This is a genomic window from Monashia sp. NPDC004114 (genome assembly GCF_053603855.1).
The window spans coordinates 106,743-123,933 of the sequence record NZ_JBSGGK010000004.1 but is presented as its reverse complement, the minus strand read 5'-3'; the positions used below and the strand labels follow the sequence as shown (position 1 = coordinate 123,933).

The 17,191-nt window shown below is 69.9% G+C and carries 11 protein-coding genes; 6 read left to right on the top strand and 5 right to left on the bottom strand.

Annotated features, from left to right (window positions below; all coding sequences use genetic code 11):
- Positions 1-85: 85 nt before the first annotated feature.
- The gene (locus ACWEOW_RS07410; protein WP_452268533.1) at positions 86-934 is read right to left on the bottom strand and encodes a hypothetical protein; all 849 of its coding nucleotides are present in this window, start codon (positions 932-934) and stop codon (positions 86-88) included.
- 354 nt (positions 935-1,288) lie between these two features.
- Here ACWEOW_RS07410 and ACWEOW_RS07405 point away from each other — a divergent pair, with 354 nt between their 5' ends.
- The gene (locus ACWEOW_RS07405; RefSeq protein ID WP_452268532.1) at positions 1,289-2,716 is read left to right on the top strand and encodes an APC family permease; all 1,428 of its coding nucleotides are present in this window, start codon (positions 1,289-1,291) and stop codon (positions 2,714-2,716) included.
- A gap of 92 nt (positions 2,717-2,808) precedes the next feature.
- Here ACWEOW_RS07405 and ACWEOW_RS07400 read toward each other — a convergent pair whose 3' ends face one another.
- Positions 2,809-3,444, bottom strand: coding sequence for a LuxR C-terminal-related transcriptional regulator (locus ACWEOW_RS07400; protein ID WP_452268531.1), 636 nt, complete (start codon positions 3,442-3,444; stop codon positions 2,809-2,811).
- A 135-nt stretch (positions 3,445-3,579) separates the two neighbouring features.
- The gene (locus ACWEOW_RS07395) at positions 3,580-5,109 is read right to left on the bottom strand and encodes a PucR family transcriptional regulator (RefSeq protein ID WP_452268530.1); all 1,530 of its coding nucleotides are present in this window, start codon (positions 5,107-5,109) and stop codon (positions 3,580-3,582) included.
- Positions 5,110-5,258: 149 nt separating this feature from the next.
- Between ACWEOW_RS07395 and ACWEOW_RS07390 the strand changes: the two genes are divergently transcribed.
- The 5 genes from ACWEOW_RS07390 to ACWEOW_RS07370 are packed head-to-tail and all read left to right on the top strand — an operon-like array spanning position 5,259 to position 11,987.
- A complete protein-coding gene (locus ACWEOW_RS07390) occupies positions 5,259-6,770 on the top strand; it encodes an APC family permease (RefSeq protein WP_452268529.1) in 1,512 nt (503 codons plus the stop codon).
- A gap of 9 nt (positions 6,771-6,779) precedes the next feature.
- Positions 6,780-8,141 carry a 4-aminobutyrate--2-oxoglutarate transaminase gene (gabT, locus tag ACWEOW_RS07385; RefSeq protein WP_452268528.1) on the top strand — a complete coding sequence of 454 codons (1,362 nt, stop codon included), beginning with the start codon at positions 6,780-6,782 and terminating at the stop codon, positions 8,139-8,141.
- Positions 8,138-9,634, top strand: a complete 1,497-nt coding sequence (locus ACWEOW_RS07380) for an aldehyde dehydrogenase family protein (protein ID WP_452268527.1) — start codon at positions 8,138-8,140, stop codon at positions 9,632-9,634. Before gabT ends, ACWEOW_RS07380 begins: the two co-directional genes overlap by 4 nt.
- Positions 9,631-10,797, top strand: a complete 1,167-nt coding sequence (locus ACWEOW_RS07375) for a CaiB/BaiF CoA transferase family protein (protein ID WP_452268526.1) — start codon at positions 9,631-9,633, stop codon at positions 10,795-10,797. Before ACWEOW_RS07380 ends, ACWEOW_RS07375 begins: the two co-directional genes overlap by 4 nt.
- Positions 10,798-10,832: 35 nt before the next feature.
- Positions 10,833-11,987 carry an acyl-CoA dehydrogenase family protein gene (locus ACWEOW_RS07370; protein ID WP_452268713.1) on the top strand — a complete coding sequence of 385 codons (1,155 nt, stop codon included), beginning with the start codon at positions 10,833-10,835 and terminating at the stop codon, positions 11,985-11,987.
- Between the two features lie 111 nt (positions 11,988-12,098).
- On the opposite strand, the gene ACWEOW_RS07365 is transcribed toward ACWEOW_RS07370, so the two are convergent.
- Both ACWEOW_RS07365 and ACWEOW_RS07360 read right to left on the bottom strand, forming a co-directional pair.
- Positions 12,099-15,185, bottom strand: a complete 3,087-nt coding sequence (locus ACWEOW_RS07365; RefSeq protein WP_452268525.1) for an adenylate/guanylate cyclase domain-containing protein — start codon at positions 15,183-15,185, stop codon at positions 12,099-12,101.
- A 497-nt stretch (positions 15,186-15,682) separates the two neighbouring features.
- Positions 15,683-17,152 (bottom strand): amidohydrolase family protein, encoded by a 1,470-nt coding sequence (locus ACWEOW_RS07360; RefSeq protein ID WP_452268524.1) that lies wholly within the window; start codon positions 17,150-17,152, stop codon positions 15,683-15,685.
- Between the last annotated feature and the right edge of the window lie 39 nt (positions 17,153-17,191).

Sequence of the window (17,191 nt, the reverse complement as noted above, 5' to 3'; positions counted from 1 at the left end):
ACGCACCCGCGACGACAAGAGGCGCCGCCGGGTCCATTCGCCCGGCGGCGCCCACCCTGCAGTTCGACAGGAAGTCCCTTGTGTATCAGGCGACCTGGGGCTGGTCCGGCACGGCGTCCGACGGGAGGTACTCGGCCAGGGCAGCAGCCTCGGTGGCGGTGAGCACCCCGGGGTTCGGCGCGAACGGGTCGCGGATCACCTCGGCATCGACCAGGCGTGAGTCGTCGAGGAACGTCTCACGGGTCACGGGGGCGTCCAGCAGCGCGATGTCCACGACGACAAAGGTGCTGGCCCGGCTGGCGGCCTCGTAGTCGAGCCAGCCGTCGTCGGCGACACCGAGCACGATGGGTCCCGCGACGTGGCCTGCACCCCACACGCCGGCCTCGCGGTACGGGTCCCCCTCGCCCACCCAGAGGTAGACCAGGTCGCCCTGCTCCATGCTCATGGAGCGCTCGTGGTCCTCGACAGACCACAAGCGAACCCGTCGATCGGGCGCACCAAACACACGGTTGACGTCGTACAGGTAGGGCGACAGCTTCAGGATCCACGTGCGCGGCTGCGCGGCGGGCGACACGTGCAGGGACGTGGTGTGATCCGTGTCCCGCACGACCAGTGTGCGGTCGACGAGCACGTCATACACGTGCTGGCGCAGCGTCTCGAGCCGGCGCCGCTCGCTCGTCGACAGCTCCGAGACCTGCGTCCACCACGCCATCACGGCGGCATCACGCGCGGTGACGAGCGTCCATCCCTCGATGTCGGACGCCGTTCCGCGCCGCGACCGCAAGTGCGCCAAGGTGGCTTCGGCGAGGGTGTCGAGCTGCTCGGGCGCGAGGTGCTCGGCCTCGACGGAGGAGCTGCCCGCCGCTGCGGCGGATGCGAGTCCCTGCTGCAGGGCTTCGGCGACACGTGTCGGCAGAGAGTCGCTGGCATTCATGGTGGATCCCTTCATGTTCATGGTGAGCCAACGATGACAGGGAACCCGTGCAGCATCCATGGACATGTCGTCGACTTCCTTACCCCGAAATCGACATTCTGTCCAGCGACGGCCCGCTCTCCGATGCCGCACCCTCATCTGGAGCCGGTCCGTCACACGATTCGATGACAAGAGTTGTCGGAACTGATGACAGACGGGCGACGGTCGGTGACACTTGACGGCTTCGCGCCCGGTCGCCTCCCGGCACCATTTGAACTGCCAACAACGACGGCTGGCACATTAGCCCACCGGCGTTCGGCGACTGCAGGCGGGGTGGTCCTCTTGCAGTCCTCCATCAAGAATTGGAAGGAAAGCATGAGCAAGCAAGGCGGACTGACGCGGTCCCTGGGGTTGTGGGCCATCGTCGGCCTCGGCCTCGGGTACATGACGCCCACTGTCCTGTTCGACACCTTCGGAATCGTGACCGAGGAGACCAACGGCGTGGTGCCGTTGACCTACATGGTGGCGCTGGTCGTGATGCTGTTCACGGCGATCAGCTACGGCCGGATGGCGAAGGTCTTCCCCTCCGCGGGTTCGGCCTACACCTACGCCCGCGAGGCCATTCACCCGCGAGTCGGCTTCATGGTCGGCTGGGCGGCGCTGCTGGACTACCTGCTGCTGCCCCTCGTGAACGCGCTGATCATCCGGCTGTACATGGAGTCGCTGTTCCCGGCGGTGCCCGGCTGGATCTGGGTCGTCGGCTTCGTCGCCGGCATCACCGCGCTGAACGCGTGGAGCATGAAGTCCACCTCCAAGCTGAACTTCCTGCTGGTGGCCTTCGCGGTCGCCATGATCATTGCCTTCCTCGTCCTGGCTGTCGTGCAGCTCTCGCACGGCATGGGCCAGGGCACGCTGTTCACGAGCGAGCCGCTCTTCCACTCGGGCGTCATGCTGCCGGCGGTGCTCAGCGGTGCAACGGTGGTCTGCTTCTCCTTCATCGGATTCGACGCGATCACGATGTATGCCGAGGAGGCCCGCAAGAAGGCCGACATCTCGAAGGCGATCATCATCACCCTCCTCATCGGTGGAGGCATCTTCCTGGTCACCGGTTTCGTCGCCCAGGCGGTCTTCCCGAACGTCACCGGCTTCGAGCTGGTCGACGACACGCTTCCGGAGATGGCGCTGAAGGTCGGTGGCCAGGTGTTCCAGATGCTCTTCATGTCCGCCGCGTTCGCAGCCACCGTCGCCTCGGCCTTGGCCTCCCACGCGAGCGTGTCCCGGATGCTCCACGTCATGGGCCGCAACGGCATCCTGTACCCGAAGCGCATCTTCGCCACGATCCACCCACGCCGACACACCCCCGTGGGCGCGGTCATCGTCGTGGGCGTCGTGTCCCTGCTGGCGATCAGCCCGAGCCTCGAGCTGATCTCCTCGATGATCAACTTCGGTGCGCTCGTCGCCTTCACCTTCGTGAACCTGTCGGTGATCGCCTACTTCGTGTGGCGACGCCGCGAGTACAAGGGCCGCAAGCAGATTGCCAGGAACGTCGTCCTGCCGGTCATCGGCATGCTGTTGACGGGCGTCCTCTGGAGCTTCCTGCACGCGGACGCCCTGATCGCCGGCCTGGTCTGGGCAGCGATCGGCGTGGTCTACGCCGTGGTCCTCTCCAAGGTGACCGGCCGTCGGGTGACGGACGTCGTGCTGGAGGAGGACGCGGCCATCGCGCGGATCCCGGAGCCGGTGGTCCCCCACGAAGAGGTGGAGCAGGTCCTGCAGAAGGAGCTCGCGGGCGCGAGCGCGTGAGAACCGATCCGAGCTAGCGGGTCCGCGGTTCCTACAACAGTGGGCGTCAGGTCCTTCCGGACCTGGCGCCCATTGCCGTCCAGGCCTCCCCGTCAGTCGGGTTCCCGTCGCACGGCCAGGGCGATCAGCTGGGCCCGTCGGTCGACCGAGAGCTTGCGCATCAACCGGGACACGTAGTTCCGGACCGTGCCGGGCGCGAGCCGCAGCCTGATGCCGATCTCGGTGTTGCTCAACCCCTGCCCGATGAGGTCGAACAGCTCGCGCTCGAGCGGCGTCAGACTGTCGACCGCGTCCGGTTCCGGCTCGTGCTGCCGGCGCAGGATGCCCATCAGTGTCCTGGCCGACATCACCATCTGCCCGGCGGCGGCGGTCTCGATAGCGTCGACAAGGTCCTCCTCGTCGGCAGTGTCCGCCACCATCCCGGACGCCCCCGCACTGATCATTCGCGCCACCAGCTTCTGGTCGGCGTCAACGTCGACCACCAGCACGTGCAGCTCCGGCAAGGCGTCCAGCAGGAGGCGGCACAGCTCCGCGGAGTCGGGATCGTGCAGTCGCGACCCCGCCAGGACGACATCTGGCCGGACGGCGGGCACTCGCGCCAGCGCCTGTCTCGAGCTGTCTGCCTCCCCAACGACCTCGATCTCCTCCTCGGCATCGAGGGCACGAGCCAGAGCGCGTCGCACCGCGCGTGCTGGTGAAACGAGGAAGAGCCGCACAGACGTGCTCACAGGCACAGGGTCGCACTCGCCCCAGTGCCCGCGGAAGTAGGCGCCCCGGCATCGTGGCGGAATCCCGACCTACGCCCAGAGCCGTGGCGGTCGACTGCGACCTGTTGCGGGAGCTCGTGTCGCTCTCACTGGAGCTCAGAGCCCCGACTCGGCGGAATCACGCGTTGCGAGCGCCAACGCAAGGACGACTCGATGCTGGGCGACGTCGAGGCCGAGGCCGGTCAGCTGCTCGATGCGGGTGATGCGGTTGCGCAGGGTGTGGCGGTGGATGCCGAGCGCCCTGGCGGCCGTCTCCCAGGAGCCGTTGTTGTCGAGGAACACCTCCAGGGTTCGCAGCAGCGCGCCCTCTCGCTCGTCGCGCTCGCGGAGGGCGGCCAGACTCGGTTCCGACAACGCGCGCACTCGCTCGCGCACGACGGTGTCGTCGAGCACTGCTTCGAGGGTCAGGTGGTCGAACCACTCGACGGGGACTCGCGTGAGCCGAGCAGTCCTGGCGGCACGGCGGGCCTGCACGAGCGCGTATGCCACGAGCCCGGGCTCGCAGGCGCCGCTGACTCCGACCGAGGCGCCGCCCGCGCCCGCATCGGCCAGGGCCTGCCTGACCCGCTCCAGCACGAGTGGGGTGTCGCCATCAGCCACGAGAGCCACGAGCCCGGGGGGCACCCGGACGAGAGCGTGGGGCACCCCTGCCGCCGTCAGCTGCGACTGGACCACCGGCTCTGCGATCGCGGGGCGTGTGGTCTGGAGCACGAGCAGTCGCACCACCTCCTGTGGGGCGAAGCCGAGGTGGAGGAGCTGTCGCACCAGGGCTGGGTCGGCCGGAGCCTGCCCCAGGAGAAGTCCGAGGACCGTGGCGCCCACGGAGAGACGCGCCTCCTCCAGCTCGCGCGGTCGGTCGAGCTGCAGCGTCGCGAGTGCCACCGCATGGTGCACGAGCGGTCGTTGGTCGGGGTCCAGCTCCTCGAGTCCCACCGCCAGCCACCCGCGGTGGGCGTTGCGACCGTGCACTGCGTGCAGCTGGGCGCCGCCGCTGTCGGACTGCACCCGGTGGATGGCTCCATGCGAGCGGGAGGGGCGGCGCTCGACCAGCTCGGCGGCCAGCTTGACGGTGAGCGACTGGGCGCGCGACGAGGCTGCCACGGTGCGGCCGTGCTCATCCAGCAGCACGACGGGTGCGTGCAGCTCGGCCGCGAGTCCCGACACGAGTCCGGCAGGGCCGTCGCGCAACATCCGACGCGTGAGCGACTGCTGGAAGGCGACAACTCGCTGCAGCGACTCTTGCTGCTGCTCGGAGAGGCGATGGGCCACGCGCTGCGTCACCGCGATGAACGGTGTGGCAAGCGGGACCTCGAGCAGGGGCAGACCGACGTCCGCGCTGCGGGTCACGACGCCACGAGGGATTGCGGTGAACCGGACGCCGGTCCCGAAGGCGAGCGCGGCGACGCCCACGCCCGCCAAGCGGTCGACGTATGCCGTCTGTTCATGGACGGTTCGCGGTAGGCGGAGGCCGGTCGTGAGCACCAGCTCACCCCCAGAGAGATACGGAGCGGGGTCCTCGAGCTCGATGGCGTGGGCCCAGTCGACGAGGACGTCGTCCGCGGGGCCGGACACCAGCCGGAGCCCGAGGTCGTCCTGGGCGAGCAACCAGGCGAGCGGAACCGGCATACCTCGTCTCCTCTCCGCAATGGACTGGATGGCGAATTGCGACTGCATCCATGCGCCGATCTGTCTATACCACCTCGGTGACCGCGGTTCCTAGCGTGTGCGCCACTGCGCCGCCCTGCCGGGCGGCGAACCCGTGAAAGGACCTGGCTATGACCTTCGTCGAGCAGCACAGGGACGTGCAGCACGATGATGAGGACGCGCACCTCGCGTCACTCGGCTACACGTCCGACTACAAGCGCGACATGACCCTGTGGGGCAACTTCTCCCTGGGCTTCACGTACCTGTCGCCCGTTGTCGGCGTCTACTCGCTCTTCGCCTTCGCCCTCGCGGCGGGCGGTCCGCCGATGATCTGGGCGGTGGTGCTGGCCGCGGTCGGGCAGCTGCTCGTGTCCCTGGTCTTCGGTGAGGTGGTCTCGCAGTTCCCGGTCTCGGGCGGCATCTACCCGTGGGCACGGCGTCTCTGGGGACGCCGCTGGGCGTGGATGGCCGGCTGGGTCTACATGATGGCTCTCGTCGTCACCATCGCGAGCGTCTCCTACGGTGCCGGTCCGTTCGTGGCGATGGTGCTGGGCATCGAGCCCTCGACGACCGTCACGATCCTCTGCGCCCTGGCCATGATCGCGGTCGTCACCGTGCTCAACTTCGGCGGCACGAAGCTGCTCGGCAAGATCGCGTTCTTCGGCTTCGCCGCGGAGCTGGCCGGCGCGCTGGTGGTCGGGGGGTGGCTTCTGATCACCGAACGCCACCACGACCTAGGCGTCATCGTGGACACCCACGGCGTCGTCCCCGACGGCAGCTCCTACCTGCCCGCGTTCCTGACCGCGGCGCTCATCGGCCTCTACCTGTTCTATGGCTTCGAGGCCTGCGGCGACGTCGCCGAGGAGGTCAAGAACCCGCGCGTCCAGATCCCCAAGTCGATGCGCATGACCATCTACATCGGCGGGTTCGCCTCGTTCTTCATCACCCTTGCGCTGCTGCTCGCGGTGCCGAGCTTCGGCGACGTCATCTCCGGCAAGGACGCCGACCCCGTGACCACGATCCTGCAGGACGCCTTCGGCACCGTCGGGTTCCGAGTCGTCCTGGCTGTCGTGCTCATCTCGTTCTTCTCCTGCGCGCTCAGCCTCCAGGCAGCCGCGAGCCGGCTCGTCTACTCCTACGCGCGCGACCACATGATGCCCGGCAGCGCCCTGCTGTCGAAGTTCTCCCCGCGACGCGCGGTGCCGCCCTTCGCGCTGCTGCTCGCGGCCGTCGTGCCCGCGGTCATCATCATCGGCTCGGCCGTGTCCGCAGACGCGCTCACCAAGATCGTGTCCTTCGCAGCACTCGGGATCTACCTCGCCTTCATGATGGTCGTCCTCGCGGCGCTGCGGGCACGCCTCAAGGGCTGGGTGCCGTCCGGCAAGTTCCGCCTGGGCGCCTGGGGCCTGCCGGTGACCATCGCCGCCTTCGCCTACCAGGTACTGGCGGCGGTCAACATGGCCTGGCCGCGCACGCCGGATGCCGCGTGGTACGACAACTACATCGTCATCCTGTCGGCGGCCATCGTCGTCGGTATCGGCCTCGTCTACATGCTCATGGCCAAGCCGCACCTGCGGAAGGATGCGCCGCATGGCGACGCCGTCCCGACGACCGACGCCGTCCCGGCGACCGTGGACGCCTGAGGGGGAACCATGACCGAGATGCTCACCCGACCGCCCCTGGACGACGTGGTCCAGCGCCGCCTCGTGCAGACGGCTGTACCCGGCCCGAGATCCCTTGCGCTACATAGGGAACGGGAGGCCGAGCTCCCGCGCGGCTTTGGTGTCGCGTTGCCCGTCTTCGTCGAGCGGGCGGCGGGTGGCATCCTCGTCGACGTCGACGGCAACCAGCTCATCGACCTCGCGTCGGGCATCGCCGTCACCAGTGTCGGCGCCGCCCACCCGGCGGTCGCGGCAGCCGTGGCCGAACAGGCAGCCCGTTTCACCCACACCTGCTTCATGGTCACCGAGTACTCCGGCTTCGTCGACGTCGCCGCCGCGCTCAACCGCCTCACGCCGGGCGACCACGAGAAGCGAACCGCGCTGTTCACCACCGGCGCCGAGGCCGTGGAGAACGCCGTCAAGATCGCGCGAGCCGCCACGGGTCGCCCGGCGGTGGTCGTCCTCGACCACGCGTACCACGGCCGGACGCTGATGACGATGTCGATGACGGCCAAGCACGTGCCGTACAAGGCCGGCTTCGGACCGTACGCCCCGGAGGTCTACCGCGCCCCGTCGGCCTACCCGTACCGGTGGCCCGGAGGCCCGGATCGGTGCGCCGAGGAGGCGCTGGCCAGGCTCACGGAGATGATCCTGACCCAGATCGGGGCCGAGAACGTGGCCGCCATCGTGGCGGAGCCGATCCAGGGGGAAGGCGGGTTCATCGTCCCCGCCCCCGGCTTCCTGCCGGGAGTGGCCGAGTTCGCCCGTCAACAGGGCATCCTCTTCGTCGCAGACGAGATCCAGACCGGCTTCGGGCGCACCGGGGCGATGTTCGCGTGCGAGCACGAAGGGCTCGTCCCCGACCTCATCACCACGGCCAAGGCCCTGGGTGGCGGGATGCCGCTCTCGGCCGTGACCGGCCGGGCCGAGATCATGGACGCGGTGGCGCCCGGCGGGCTCGGAGGCACGTATGCCGGCAACCCCGTCGCGTGCGCCGCGGCCCTCGCTGCCCTCGACGTCATCGAGCGGGAAGGGCTGGTCGAGCGTGCCGCGCAGGTCGAGGCGCTCGTACTTCCTCGGCTACGCCGGCTCGCCGAGGTCGCTCCCGCTGTCGGTGAAGCCCGCGGGCGGGGCGCGATGCTCGCCATCGAGCTCGTCCAGCCCGGGACGACCGTCCCGAACCCAGCAGCGGCCAAGGCCGTCGCCGCGCACTGCCACGCCGAAGGAGTCCTCGTGCTCGTGTGCGGGACGCACGGCAACGTCATCCGGATGCTGCCGCCGCTCGGCATCGAGCCCGCGCTCCTCGACGACGCACTCGAGGTCCTCGAGCGCGGGGTGCGTGACCTCACGTGACGGCAACCGTGGGCTACGACCCGCGCACCGGCGAGCCGTGCGACGAGGTCGCGGACACACCGGGGGACGAGGTCCAAGCCCGTCTGTCTGCGTGTGCGGCAGCGTCGGCCGCCGTCGCCGCGACTGCACCGACCAGCCGGGCCCGCTGGCTTCGGGCCGTCGCAGACGCGCTCGAACTCCCCGACGCGGCAGCGGAGCTCGTTGCGCTCGCCGACCGCGAGACTGCCCTTGGTCACGCTCGGCTTACAACTGAGATCGCCCGCGCCGCAGCCCAGCTCAGGTTCTATGCTGCCGTCGCGGAGGAGGGGTCGTGGTTGGGCGTCTGCATCGACCGCATCGGAGACGGAACGGTCCTCTCCCGTGTGCGGCAGCCGCTAGGCCCGGTGGCCGTCTTCGGGGCGAGCAACTTTCCCTTCGCCTTCGGCGTGCTGGGCAACGACACGGCTTCGGCGCTTGCGGTGGGATGTCCTGTGGTCGCCAAGGCGCATCCGGCGCACCCCGCGCTGTCCTTGCGGCTCGCCGACCTGGCAGCCGCCGCTCTGGAGACAGCAGGAGCCCCCGCCGGCACGTTCGGCGTGGTCTCCGGCCTCGACGCCGGCACGGCGCTGGTCACCTCGCCGCATACCCGCGCGGTGGCATTCACCGGCTCGCAGCGCGGCGGCCTCGCGCTCTGGCGTCTTGCGAACGAGCGCGAGGTCGTGGTCCCCGTCTACGCCGAGATGGGGACCGTCAACCCTGTCATCGTCACCCCCGCAGCTGCCGAGTCCATGGACGCGTTGGCGGCCGGCTTCGTCGGCTCCTTCACGCTCGGCATGGGTCAGTTCTGCACGAAGCCCGGCCTCCTTCTCGCGCCTGCCGGTTCGGGCGCGGCGAAGGCGGTGGGCCAGGCACTTCTCGCACGCGACGGCGGCTGGCTGCTCACGGAGCAGATCGCCCGGGAGGCGCGAACCGGCGTGCGCGATCTCGTCGCCGCCGGCGCCAAGGTCGTCGCCCAGACCATGCGCCCGGGCGCGGGGTGGGCTGCTCCGGCCACCGTGCTGGCCGTGTCGTCGGGGCAGCTCCGCCGCAGCAGCCGTCTCCTCGAGGAGTGCTTCGGGCCGGTTGCGCTGGTGGCAGAGTATGCCGACGCGACCGAGCTGGAGATCGTGCTCGGCCAGCTGCAGGGTGCGCTCGCCGGCAGTGTCATGACCGGAAGTGCGGACGACCCAGACACGGCTGCCACCGTCGCGGCGCTCGCACCGCGGGTCGGGCGGGTGATCGTCGACGAATGGCCGACCGGGGTGGCATGGACATGGGCCCAGCACCACGGGGGGCCCTGGCCCGCAACGACGTCCGCGGCACACACCTCCGTGGGCGCGGCGGCCCTGGACAGGTTCACCCGACCGGTCGCCTATCAGGGCGTGCCCGACGTAGCCCTGCCCGTTGCGCTGCGGGAGGCGAACCCGTGGAGCCTGCCGCGCCGGGTCGACGGAGTCATGGAGCCGGCGCCGTGACGGCCCCGCTCGATGGGCTTGTCGTCGCCGACTTCAGCCGGGTGCTCGCCGGCCCGCTGGCGACGACGATGCTCGCCGACCTCGGCGCCGACGTCGTGAAGGTCGAGCGTCCCCACGTCGGGGACGACACCCGCCATTGGGGGCCGCCGTGGACGAGCCGGTCCTCCTCCTACTTCGAGTGTGCGAACCGCTCGAAGGAGAGCCTCGAGCTCGACCTCAAGGACCCCGACGACCTTGCGCTGGCGCGCGAGCTGGCCCGGCGAGCCGACATCCTCGTCGAGAACCACGCCAGCGGCTTCCTCGAGGGTCGCGGCCTCGGCTACGACGACGTCAGCGTCGACAATCCCGGGATCATCTACTGCTCGATCACGGGGTTCGGGAGCGGGGCAGGCGCAGCGCTGCCGGGTTACGACTTCCTCGTCCAGGCCGTCGGGGGCCTCATGAGCATCACGGGGGACGCCGACGGTGAGCCCATGAAGGCGGGGGTCGCCGTCGTCGACGTCCTCACCGGCAAGGACGCCGTCATCGGCATCCTCGCAGCGCTCGCCCACCGGACTCGATCCGGACGCGGGCAGCACGTCGAGGTCAACCTTCTGTCGAGCCTGCTCGGCTCTCTCGCGAACCAGGCGAGCGGCTTTCTCGCAACCGGCGTCAGCCCGACGCGGATGGGCAACATGCATCCCTCCATCGCGCCCTACGAGACGTTGCACTGCCGCGACGGCGTGGTCGCTGTCGCGTGCGGCAACGATGGCCAGTTCCGAAGGCTCGCAACGGTGCTCGGCAGGCCGACTCTCGCCGACGACGCACGCTTCTCGAGCAACGGATCGCGCGTCGCGAACCGTGCGGCTCTCGCGGCAGCCCTCGAAGAGGTGCTGCGCACCGAAGACGCCGCGGTGTGGGTCAAGTCGCTTGTCGACGCCGGGGTCCCGGCCGGACAGGTCGGCGACGTCGGGTCGGCCATCGGCCTCGCCGACAGCCTCGGGCTCGCGCCGACCGTGGACGTCGGCCCCGACCGCCCGCGACAGGTGCGCCACCCGATCACCTACTCGCGCAGCACCCTTCGCCGACCGACCAGCCCTCCAGGACTGGGGGAGCACAACGACAAGGTCCGGGGCTGGCTCACCCAGCCAGCCACCCGGCATACCCGAGGAGTCAGACCGTGACCTCACCCCAGCACCGGCTCGCCCCGATCGACCCCATGGACCTCGCCGGCATCGACGACCTGCTGACCGACGACGAGAAGGCCGTCCGGTCGTCCGTTCGGCAGCTGTGCGACAAGCTCGTCGAGCCCTACGTCGCGGACTGGTTCGAGCGCGGTGAGATCGCGGACATCCGTGGGCTCGCTCAGGATCTGGGCAGCCTCGGCCTGCTCGGGATGCACCTTGACGGCTACGGCTGCGCCGGGATGAGCGCAGTCGACTACGGTCTGGCGTGTCTCGAGCTCGAGGCGTCGGACTCGGGCATCCGGTCGCTCGTGTCGGTACAGGGCTCCCTGGCGATGTACGCGATCCACCGCTTCGGCACCGAGGAGCAGAAGCTGGAGTGGCTTCCGCGCATGGCGGCGGGGGAGGCGATCGGTTGCTTCGGGCTGACCGAGCCGGACCACGGGTCGGACCCCGGCTCGATGCGGACGCGGGCCAGGCGCGACGGTGACGACTGGGTGCTCGACGGCCGGAAGATGTGGATCACCAATGGGTCGGTCGCCGACGTCGCCGTCGTGTGGGCGCGGACCGACGAGGGTATCCGCGGATTCGTCGTCCCGACAGACACGCCCGGCTTCTCGGCCCCTCTCATCAAGCACAAGCTGTCCCTCCGCGCCTCGGTGACGAGTGAGCTCGTGCTGGATGGGGTCCGGCTGCCCTCCGGGGCGGCGTTGCCGGAGGTACATGGGCTCAAGGGCCCGCTCTCGTGCCTCAACGAGGCGCGGTACGGCATCGTCTGGGGCGCTCTCGGTGCCGCGCGGTCCTCCCTGGATGCCGCCCGACGCTACGCGATCGGGCGAGCGCAGTTCGGCCGGCCGATCGCCGCCTTCCAGATGACCCAGCAGAAGCTCGCCGACATGGCGCTCGAGCTCGTCAAGGGCCAGCTCCTTGCGCTGCACCTCGGTCGCCGCAAGGACGCCGGCACCCTGCGACCGGAGCAAGTCAGCCTGGGCAAGCTCAACAACGTCCGCGAGGCACTCGACATCTGCCGCACGGCGCGAACCATCCTGGGCGCCAACGGGATTTCGCTGGAGTACCCCGTGATCCGCCACATGAACAACCTCGAGTCGGTCCTCACCTACGAGGGCACCGTCGAGATGCACACGCTGGTGATTGGCCAGGCGCTCACGGGCGAGTCCGCCTTTCGCTGAGCCGCTCGGGTGGCACATGCTGTTCGGGACACGTCCCACCACGTGCCGCCCCTCGACCGGGCCGCGGCCAGCCAGAGGTGGCCCCGCGGGCTCTGCTTCCAACCGAGGAACTCACCTCGTGAGGAGCTCGGAGGCCTCCACGAGATCTGGTGTCTCAAGGCCCTCCGAGAAGGTCGCATGGACCGCCTCCAGCTCATCGACCCACCGCTCTCGGTCCGCATCGCGTGCGAGGCGGACGAGCCGAGCGGCCGCTCGGAGCTGGGTCATCCGCTCGCCATGGGTCAACGAAAGCTCATACGCGCGCTGGTACGACTGGGTCGCGGCGGCCGCTGACGCGTCAGGGCCGAGCAACAAAAGATCCCCACGCACGATGTGGAACAGCGGCCCTAGGATGCCGTCGGCGCCTCCCACCAAGAGCGCCTCGTCGATCAGCGGGAACCCTGGGTTGGGCGCGCCGTACTCGACCTGGGCCTGCGCCTGCATGAATCGGAGCATCGGCCAGAACACGGGCGGCGTTCGCAGGCCCTGGTAGCGATCGATGCCAGCCACAATCTGGCGGAGGCCTTCCTCGGGCCGACCGAGCCCGCTCGTCGCCGCACCTTGCAGACACATGGACAGGGCTCGCCATAGCGGCAGCTCGCTCGTCCTGGCCACGTCCCATGCGCCCTGCGCCAAGGTCTGGACGATGTCCGGCTCTCGTCGCCACAGGTGCAGGAACCCAGCGTGGTAGTAGGCGTACGCCAGCGAGTACGGGTGGTCGATATCCGTCGCGAGCGCGATCGCCCGTTCGGCCCGCTCGACCGCGCGATCCGGATGGCCGAGCAGCCACAGGAAGAAGCCCGACGTGGTCAGGCATGACACGCGGGGATCCAGCCCGAGCCGCAGCCGCCGCGACTGGTAGCCGCCGCTCGCGGACGCCGAGATCGCCTGGTCGAGGTAGCCGAGTCCCGCCTGGAGGTCCCCGGCGAACCCAGTGTTCGCCCCGAGCAGCGTGTAGCCGCTGACCTGCATGCCTACGTCGTCCTGATCATCGTCCAGCCGCAGGATCTCTTGCGCGTACTCGATGGCCTTGTCAACCTCGCCACGGAAGCCGTGGAAGCTGGCGAGACTGGCCAGCACCGGAAAGAGCTGCGGGACCTCGCCATGCTCCTTCACGAGCGCCAGTGCTTCGCCGTAAGCCTGCTCGCCTTCGGCGGAGTAGCCGCGCAACAAGGTCAGCGCCTTGGCCCGGCTCGTGAGCAGGCTCAGCCGCTTCTGCCAGTCATCACGGTCCGCAGGAGCCGACGTCTCGATGGCGAGGAGGTCGTCCGTCAGCTGGATCGTCGCGTGGTACCAGCCGCGCGCCTCGTAGACGGGCCAGAGTGCTTCGCGCAAGGCGTCGAGTCTGGAGCGGTCCCTCCGCGTGACGGCGTGCTTCCAAGCGATCCGGAGGTTGTCGAGCTCGTCCACGACAGCCCCGGTGTCGGCTTCGGTGGCGAGGTTCGTGAAGTACCGGGCGTGGCGCTCCCGAACCGCTTGCGCGAAGTCCGGCTGGGCATCGAGCTGGGCCGTTGCGTACTCCTTGATGGTCTCGAGCAAGACGACGCGCGGCATGTCGACGCCGTCGGCTGTGTCCAGCTGGCGGACGAGGCTCTTGTCGATGAGCGAGCCGAGACCGTCGACGGCGTCGAGTTCTCGGCCCGCACCATCGTCCAGGCCCGACGCCACCGCTTCGACTGCCTCCACCGATGCACTCGCGAAAACCGAAAGGAGCTCGAAGACCCGCTGCTCGACGGGTGTCAGGAGCCGGTAGCTCCATTCGATTGTGGCGCGAAGCGTCTGCTGGCGCTCCGGCAGGTCGCGGGCGCCGCTCCCCAGTGCCTTCAGGCTTCCGGCCAGCCTGTCCCGAAGCGCTTCCGCAGAGAACAGGTTGAGGCGCGCCGTGGCGAGCTCGATGGCGAGTGGCAGGCCGTCGAGCCGGCGGCAGATCTCGGCGACTGCGGCGGCGTTGTCGTCCGTCAGCCGGAAACTGGACCGGACCCCACGGGCCCGATCGACGAACAGCTGGACCGCTTCGAACCGGCTGAGCTCGTCGGCCGAGGCCACGGGCACCGCGGACGCCTCGGGGAGCGACATCGGGGGCACCGAGACGACGTGCTCGCCCCGCACTCGCAGCGCTTGCCGGCTCGTCACCAGCAGCTTCAGCGCGGGACAGTCGGAGAGCAGCCCGACGAGCGTCGGCGCGGCGACGGTCACCTGCTCGAAGTTGTCGAGAACGAGCAAGACCCGCTGCCCCCGGAGCTGACGGCGAAGCTCGTCGAGCGGCGAGCGCTCCGCCGCGTCGGCGAGATCGAGCGCGGTTGCTACCAAGGCGAGGACGGCGTCGCTGCCCGTTGCCGTGACGAGGTCGACAAAGTAGACGCCGTCGCTGAACCGGTCTATCTGCTCGGCGGCGGCGCGGATGGCGAGCCGTGTCTTGCCGCTACCGCCCGGGCCGGTGAGCGTGACCAGCCGGATCTCGGCGTCGTCGAGACGCTCCCGGATCGCCCTCAGCTCCGCGTCGCGGCCGACGAACGCCGAGGTGTCGGTCGGGAGGTTGTTAGGCCGCAGGTCGAGGGTCGAGAGCGGAGGGAACTCGGCCGGCAGGCCAGGAGTGTTGAGCTGGAAGAGACGCTGTGGCCGTCCAAGGTCCTTCAGCCGGCGTTCGCCGAGGTCGCGGAGCGTGGTTCCATCCGCGAGACGGCCCGCGAGGAGCTCGGCCGTAGCCTCCGACAGCAGGACCTGGCCGCCGTGGCCGGCCGACATGATCCGGGCCGTGCGGTTGACCACGGGCCCGAAGTAGTCTCCGCCGCGCGCCTCGACCTCGCCGGTGTGAATCCCCATCCGGACCCGAATGACGTTCCCGTCCGGCCACGCGTGCGAGATCAGACCGCGCTGCGCGGCGACCGCCGCCGCAACGGCGTCGTCCGGTGCGGCGAACGCGGCCATGAGGCCGTCGCCGGTCGTCTTGACGACATCGCCATGTGAATCCGCGATCGCCGACCGGAGGATGGCGTCGTGCTGCGCGAGGGCCGACCGCATCACCGGGGGGTTCTCCTCCCACAGGCGGGTGCTGCTCTCGACGTCCGTGAACAGGAACGTCAGCAGCGTGTCTCGGGGCCTGTTCGACGATCCCGACGTCGCCCGCTCCGTGCTCGAACCCGTCGTCTCTGACGCCACGCTCCCTCTGTCCTCCCGTGGGAACCGCGCCGGTCAGGCCATCGCGGCGCTGCCCCCTTGGCACATCATGCCCGGGCAAGCCGCCCTCGGCCTCCGTTTCCGATCCCCCCGCCGATCTCTTTCGGTTGGTGCCAGCGCGCGCACCCGACACGCAGGGAGAGCCTGGCGAAGGAAGAGCCGGCGGTGACCCGCATGGGACTGACCCGGCCTGGTGGGTCGGGCGCAATCGAAGGAGCCCAGAATCCGATCCTTGAGGGCTCCTCAAGCCTAGGGAACTACGCAGGGCAGCGCTTCGTCGTGGCCCGCTCGTAAGGGGCGACCGCACAGCGCTGACCGCTCCGCCGCAGGACCGCCGAGGCCTTCATCGCCGACCTGCCGCTCGTGTCCCGGGAATCGTGGGGGAGGGGTGCGAGTCGGCTCAGGCCAGGTCCTGAACAGGTGGCGACGCTTGCCGCGATGTCCACGAGCCGGACGCGATCCACGTCCGTCGGGCGCGTTCAGCCGAGTGCGGCGCGGATCGGACGGCCCGGGAAGGCGTCGGCGTCCAGCGCGCCGTCGCGCACGACGAAGTTCCCGTCGACAAGCAGGTGGCGTACGCCCACGGAGGGCCGCGTCGGGTCGATGTAGGTCGCGTTGTCACTGATGGTGGCAGGATCGATGACCACCAGATCGGCATCCGCGCCGACGCCGAGCCAGCCCTTGGTCCGCGCGGCGGGAGCGAAGCCGGCGACCACCTGCGCGGGCAGGTAGGAGCAGCGCCGAAAGGCCTCCGCCCACGACCATGCACCGGTCTCGACGACCATCCGTCGCAGCGAGCGGGAGAACGTGCCGGCCGTGCGCGGGTGCGTCTGTCCCCCCTCGGGAAGCGGCCATTCGCGGCTGTCCGTCGAACCGTCGGGCCACTCCACGTGCATGGCATCGCTCGCGACGATCGAGTCCGGGAAGGCAAGTGCTCGCTGGAGCAGCGCCGCGTCCTCGTGTCTCTGCTCGTCGAGGAAGGAGACGACGCAGACGGCGCCGGGATCGGTCGCGCGCAGCTCGGCCAGCCGGGCGACCGAGGCGATCCGCTCGCCGCTCGCGACGAGCGTGAGCGACGACGGCTGTAGACCCCACGCGTCGAGCCGCTCGGGGGCGAGGAAGTAGGCGCCGATCGCCGTGCTGCCGGCGCCGTACGGGTAGGCCTCGACGGTCACCTGCGAGCCGTTGCTCCGAGCAGTGTCGAGCAGGCCCAGCACCCGGTCGACGTGACGGCGGGAGGTGCTGTTGACGTGGCAGTGGTGCATCGACGCACCGGTTTCGGCGGCGGCCCGGACAATCTCGTGCGAGCCGTCGATCGGTGTGGTCGGGTCGGCCTCGATGATCTCGCGGACGTGGGTGAAGGTCGCGGTGCCGGTCCGCGCTGCGAGCCGGGCGACGTCCAGGAACTCGTCGGGGTCGGTCCGCGGGGCGTAGCCCAACAGAACCCCGATGCCGAGCGCTCCGGCCTCGAGCTCGGACTCGAGCAGCCGCAGCCAGGCCCTGCGTTCGGACGGCGAGGACGAGCGCTGCCACGCCGGATCGCCGAGCATCGTGAGCGACGCGTGGAGGTCGGCCGACGGCGTCGCTCCCAGGTGCACCGCGGCACGTGCGTCGCCCCAGGAGGCCGAGAAGCCGTAGTGCAGGAGCCGTCCGTCGGCGGCTGCCCGTACGTATGCCGTCTCGACCGGCATCAGCCCGGCCTCGAGGTCGAGCGTGGCCGTGACGCCGTCGAGAGCCTGAAGCCGCTGCCCCGCGATGGAATGCACGTGGCTGTGCAGGTCCACGAAGCCCGGCCCGACAACGAGGCCGGTCACGTCGATGACGGTTGCCCGCTCGGTCGGCAGGGACGGGGCGACAGCAACCACCGTGCCGCCGTCCACCGCCACGTCGGCTACCTGTTCGGTCACGGAGCGCGGGTCGATCACGCGCCCGCCGCGGAGAATCAGCACACCCCCAGCAAACACCGACCCGGCGCCAGCCTCATTGGA

Excerpts from the sequence above, each read along its gene's own strand:
- ACWEOW_RS07395 (WP_452268530.1), bottom strand. The coding sequence starts at position 5,109 with ATGCCGGTTCCGCTCGCCTGGTTGCTCGCCCAGGACGACCTCGGGCTC.
- ACWEOW_RS07410 (WP_452268533.1), bottom strand. The coding sequence starts at position 934 with ATGAATGCCAGCGACTCTCTGCCGACACGTGTCGCCGAAGCCCTGCAG.
- ACWEOW_RS07370 (WP_452268713.1), top strand. The coding sequence starts at position 10,833 with ATGGACCTCGCCGGCATCGACGACCTGCTGACCGACGACGAGAAGGCC.
- gabT (WP_452268528.1), top strand. The coding sequence starts at position 6,780 with ATGACCGAGATGCTCACCCGACCGCCCCTGGACGACGTGGTCCAGCGC.
- ACWEOW_RS07390 (WP_452268529.1), top strand. The coding sequence starts at position 5,259 with ATGACCTTCGTCGAGCAGCACAGGGACGTGCAGCACGATGATGAGGAC.
- ACWEOW_RS07405 (WP_452268532.1), top strand. The coding sequence starts at position 1,289 with ATGAGCAAGCAAGGCGGACTGACGCGGTCCCTGGGGTTGTGGGCCATC.